The organism is Proteiniborus ethanoligenes (genome assembly GCF_900107485.1).
GTDB lineage: Bacteria > Bacillota > Clostridia > Tissierellales > Proteiniboraceae > Proteiniborus > Proteiniborus ethanoligenes.
Window position 1 is genome coordinate 1 of sequence record NZ_FNQE01000057.1, and the last position, 4,815, is coordinate 4,815.

Annotated in this window: 4 protein-coding genes; all 4 read left to right on the forward strand. The window is 31.9% G+C overall.

Annotated elements, in window-relative coordinates; genetic code table 11:
* Nucleotides 1-391 precede the first annotated feature (391 nt).
* The 4 genes from BLV37_RS14620 to BLV37_RS14630 all read left to right on the forward strand — a co-directional run bounded on the left by BLV37_RS14620 (nt 392) and on the right by BLV37_RS14630 (nt 4,547).
* Nucleotides 392-1,483: a hypothetical protein gene (locus tag BLV37_RS14620; RefSeq protein WP_091733161.1), complete on the forward strand. Its 1,092-nt coding sequence runs from the start codon at nt 392-394 to the stop codon at nt 1,481-1,483.
* 169 nt (nt 1,484-1,652) lie between these two features.
* Nucleotides 1,653-1,829, forward strand: a complete 177-nt coding sequence (locus tag BLV37_RS14895) for a helix-turn-helix domain-containing protein (RefSeq protein ID WP_143031534.1) — start codon at nt 1,653-1,655, stop codon at nt 1,827-1,829.
* A gap of 52 nt (nt 1,830-1,881) precedes the next feature.
* Nucleotides 1,882-4,179 (forward strand): phage/plasmid primase, P4 family, encoded by a 2,298-nt coding sequence (locus BLV37_RS14625; protein WP_091733163.1) that lies wholly within the window; start codon nt 1,882-1,884, stop codon nt 4,177-4,179.
* 14 nt (nt 4,180-4,193) lie between these two features.
* The gene (locus tag BLV37_RS14630; protein WP_091733166.1) at nt 4,194-4,547 is read left to right on the forward strand and encodes a hypothetical protein; all 354 of its coding nucleotides are present in this window, start codon (nt 4,194-4,196) and stop codon (nt 4,545-4,547) included.
* Nucleotides 4,548-4,815: the final 268 nt, after the last annotated feature.

The window sequence follows — 4,815 nt, forward strand, 5'->3', positions numbered from 1 at the left end:
CTAATTTAAATACTTTAGGTCATATTACACTTTTATCCTTGGCTCTTGCGGCTATTGCTGATAATCAAAAGGATAAAATTAGGTCCTTAACTAAGTTTAAAAAAGCTTCATAGTAATTTCAGAGCCTACTCTTTTGGTTTTTAGAATTCAGAAATACCAACCTTAGCTTTGCTATGCACTTTTTGTTTTATTTTCTTTTAAAATTTCCATTTTCAAGACAAAACCTATTATTTTATGTCTGTTCCAGATGAGTATATATTTGATATTTAATTTTAAAGTTTCTCTAGTCAAATTTTATTAATTATGCTCATCTCTATTTATTACTTATACCAAAAAATTTCATAAAAAAATGCTATAATATAAGAGACTTTAGTAAAGGAGAAGCTTAAGAATGTACAAGAAGCCATATTATAGATTGTATTTTTTAAGAGAGTTAAATGAATTCAAGAAATACAAAATAAGAATCGATAAACAGGAAAAAATTAATCAATTACTCTTAAAGATAAAAGAATATAATAAAGCAGTTGGCGATCCTAATGATCATAAGTTTTTATTAGATATACCAGATAAGTTTGAGTATATTATACACACTAATGTTAAACTAATAAGCAATGCAATATGCAGTTATGATGAGCTTAATCAGCTTGATTTTGATAATGATGCTAAAATTAGACTTTATAAATATGAAGTGTGCTGGGATAATATTGAAAAACAATTTAATGATTATTACTTCGAGCATGAAGCAAACAGAATATCCTCACCAGATGTATCTTTAGCGCTAAACAAGAAAGTTGCCTATATTGCATTAATTAAGTCTGAATTATTATGTGTTTTATTAAAGAGAGCATTTAAGGTAATAGATACTTATTTTAAATTGGATGAATTGGGATTACCAAGTGAGGACTTTTTAGTCGAACTTATAAATTCATTTTTTGACGAAGATAATGAAATAATTAAAGATAAAATTAAAGTAGAAAATGCCTTAGACTTTCATTATATTAGCCTATTAATGGAGAATAAGTATCTAATAAACAAGTTATACCAAAATGGAATAGCTGTTAATAAGGAAATGATAGAAGATGGATTTATATTTGATAAGGAGGTATATAAAGAAATATTCAAAAAAAATCCAGTTCACTATATAAGGCTTAACCCAAAAACAAAAAAAACATTTATTAAGGAAAATGCAGATATCATAAGAGACATCGAGAAATTAGAATACCAGGTATATACAGATATTGCTTCAACAAAGGAGAGTATGGCACTTGATACTTTTTCTGATAAAGTGAAGTTATTTGTAAATAAGAGGATAAATGAGCATAAAGATATAGCAACTATTATTGATGAGTTAAAAGAAGAGGGGAAAGGATATGTTGGAGAGATTGAGACTGTCAGAAAAAGTATTTCTGAGATTTGTGAACTAGCTGGATTTTCAGATTTAGAAAAGGAAATCAAGAGATATCAATCATATAATAAGAGATAAAGAATGTATATAAACCATTCATTTGTAATAGTAGTTGTGAAGTATTAAATAAGCATCAGTTGAATGTCAGTAAAAAAAACAACTTTTTTTTCACCTAAATGTTAATAAAAATTTTTATTACAATGATCTTAGATAGCTATCTAAGATCATTTTTATTGGAGGTGTTTTAATGAATAAAGGTTTAGAAATAAAGTTGATGAGAATCAAAGCAAATATTAAAGCAATTAATTTAGCAAAAAAGCTTAATATGAGTCCAAGTAAGCTTTCTTTAATTGAAAATGGACACATCAAGTGTTCGGAAGAAGAGTATAAAAAAGCAGTAGTAATACTAGAAGCAGAGTTTTAAAAAATACCGGTAGAAATAAAGAGGCCTCTTGTTAAATTAAGGAGGTAAAAGTATGAAATACAATATCGAAGATGTATTAAGTAAATTAACAAATGTACGTCAATCAAGCGAGAATCAGTGGACAGCGCGTTGTCCAGCTCATAATGATGATAGAAATAGCTTGTCAATTGGAAAAGGAGATGATGGGAAAGTACTTTTGCATTGTTTTGCAGGATGTGTGTACAAAGCTATTTTATCTGCATTAGATTCAAAGGAGATAAAAGCAAAAGCGATACCAGCAATGCAAGACAAGGTGGAAAAAAGAATAAGCGCAGTATATTCTTATGTAGATGAAAGAAACGAGTTACTATTTCAGGTAGTTAGAACAGAGCCGAAAGGGTTCTATCAAAGAAGACCTGATGGTAAAGGTGGATGGATAAACGGGTTAAAAGAAGTAAGACGAGTAATCTATAATCTTCCGCATGTACTAGAAGCAGTAAAAAACCAGGATCAAATCTTAATCGTAGAAGGAGAAAAGGATGCTAATAGGCTTTGTAGTTTAGGATTCGTTGCCACAACTACTCCTATGGGTGCAAGTAATTGGAAAGAAGAGTATAGCAAATTTTTTAAACAAGCGAATGTAGCAATAATACCAGATAACGATTCACCAGGCAGAAGATATGTTCAGAAAGTTGCAGAAAGCATTACAAAAAAAGGCGCAAAAGTAAAAATAATAAATCTACCTGGGCTAAGTGAGAAGGAAGATGTTTCTGACTGGTTAGACAAAGGAAATACTAAAGAACAACTCATACAGCTAATTAACGAAAAACTTGCCTATACACCAATACATTTATCAGGAAAAGTTCAAGAACAGATAGAAATAGAAGGATTTCCCTGTACAGATTTAGGAAATGCTGAGAGATTAGTTGCAATGTTTGGAGATGATATAAGATACTGCTATGAAGCAAAATCTTGGCTTATTTGGAAAGGTACAAGGTGGGAATGGGATGAAACAGGGGAGATTGAACGTAAAGCTAAAGAAACTGTTAGGAGTATATATGGAGAAGCAATGGGTGAAGAAGATCGGGGACGTAGAAAGGATTTGGCTGAGTGGGCAAAAGAATCAGAGTCAAAAAGAGCGATTAAAGCCATGATAGATTTGGCTAAAAGTGAAAAAGGGATTCCAATAAGAAGGAGCGAGCTAGACAAAAATGATTGGCTTTTGAACTGCTTAAATGGGATTATAGATCTTAAGACTGGCCAATTAAGGAAGCATAGTAAAGAAGATTATATTACATTGTTAGCACCAGTTCTTTATAATTCCAATGCTAAATCAGAAATATTTGATAAGTTTATAAATCGAATATTACCTGATGAAGAGTTAAGGGAATTTATTCAAATTGCTGCAGGGTACTCAATGACTGGCGATACAAGTGAGGAAAAACTTTTCTTTGCCTACGGTCCCCCAGCGACAGGAAAGAGCACGTTGTTTGCAGCTATTAAATCAGCATTAGGAGACTATACTGCAACAACAGACTTTGAAACTTTTCTTGAACGCAAAGGAAATTCTGGGCCAAGAAATGACATAGCTAGGCTGGCAGGAAAGAGATTTGTATTAGGGTCAGAAGTTGATGAAGGGAAGAAATTAGCAGAAAGCTTAGTAAAACAAATAACTGGTAATGACACGATTACCGCCCGATTTTTACATCAAGAATTTTTCGAATTTCAGCCAAAGATGAAACTTTGGCTTGCTGCAAACTTTCGTCCTAGAGTAAATGCTAATGATGATGCAATGTGGCGTAGAATTCTACAAGCACCGTTTACAGTTCATATACCTAAGGAAGAAAGAGACCCAAACTTGAAAAAGTTTTTAAGTAATCCAGAACAGGGAGGACCAGTGATACTAGCTTGGTTAGTGGAAGGATGCTTAAAATGGCAGAGGGAAGGGTTAAAAGTTCCTAAGATAGTTGAGGATTTCACTGCAGAGTATAAAGAAGAGATGGATCCTTTAAAAGACTTTTTCATAGATTGTTGCGTTATAAACCCATTAGCTAAAGCTAATAACACCCAGCTTTGGGAGGAGTATGAGAATTGGTGTCGTGATAATGGAGAAAAGTTTCCTTTAGGAAGAAAAAAGTTTAAGCAACGTTTAGAATCTAAAGGATTTATACAAGAAAGAACTGGCAGTGCGAGATGGTGGAAAGGAATTGGACTTAAAAATAATAAAGAAATGACAGGTGTGACACGTTATGACAGTAGAAAAGATATTAAAGATAAAACTCCATATAATAGGGATGAAATACTAGAACAAACGTCACATGCGTCAGAAGTGTCACAAAAAAACTTAGAATTGAAGACCTATTTTAATTAAAAGGAGAGATTGAAATGATAGAAAAGATAATAAAAGCTGAAACATTAAAATTAGGTAATAAGGTTATTGGAAAGCTTATTATTAAGAGATATAGTGGACCAGAAGGAATTTATGATATAGAATTCAATTCATCTCAAGGGGTTGCTATTCCTACCTTGCTAACTGATAGAATTAATTTAATGCATGTACAATATAAGGAAAGGCAAAAAAGAAGTAAAAAGTGTATTTATGGCCATGCATTTGAAGATTACATTGTATTTGAGGTTTGGTACGATGTATACGAAAAGTTTTATGATGAAATAAAAAGATTGTTGCGGATTGACCCCTTAATATTGGACAAAAACTCACGAATACTTTCTTTTTCTTAGTTCCTTATATTTTAATGCTTTTTCGCTTTTTTTATTATACATAAATATTTATCCTCATCAAGGGTAAAGGCTACGCCCCTGCTACCGCAGGCCCTTGATTTCAGCTAAATATTTATGTGTGCTTCTCTTAAGCGAAAAACATTAAAGTTTGACTATTAAAGGCTTTGCTGTTCCTTCTAGGGTTCTTTGATAGAATTCCGATGGAGGAATATATCCTAAGGAACCATGAATTCTGATTTTATTATATGATTTCATGTATTCAGCAACT

What these genes read in the sequence shown, in the direction of transcription:
- BLV37_RS14630 (WP_091733166.1), top strand. Translation starts at nt 4,194, where the DNA reads ATGATAGAAAAGATAATAAAAGCTGAAACATTAAAATTAGGTAATAAG.
- BLV37_RS14625 (WP_091733163.1), top strand. Translation starts at nt 1,882, where the DNA reads ATGAAATACAATATCGAAGATGTATTAAGTAAATTAACAAATGTACGT.
- BLV37_RS14620 (WP_091733161.1), top strand. Translation starts at nt 392, where the DNA reads ATGTACAAGAAGCCATATTATAGATTGTATTTTTTAAGAGAGTTAAAT.
- BLV37_RS14895 (WP_143031534.1), top strand. Translation starts at nt 1,653, where the DNA reads ATGAATAAAGGTTTAGAAATAAAGTTGATGAGAATCAAAGCAAATATT.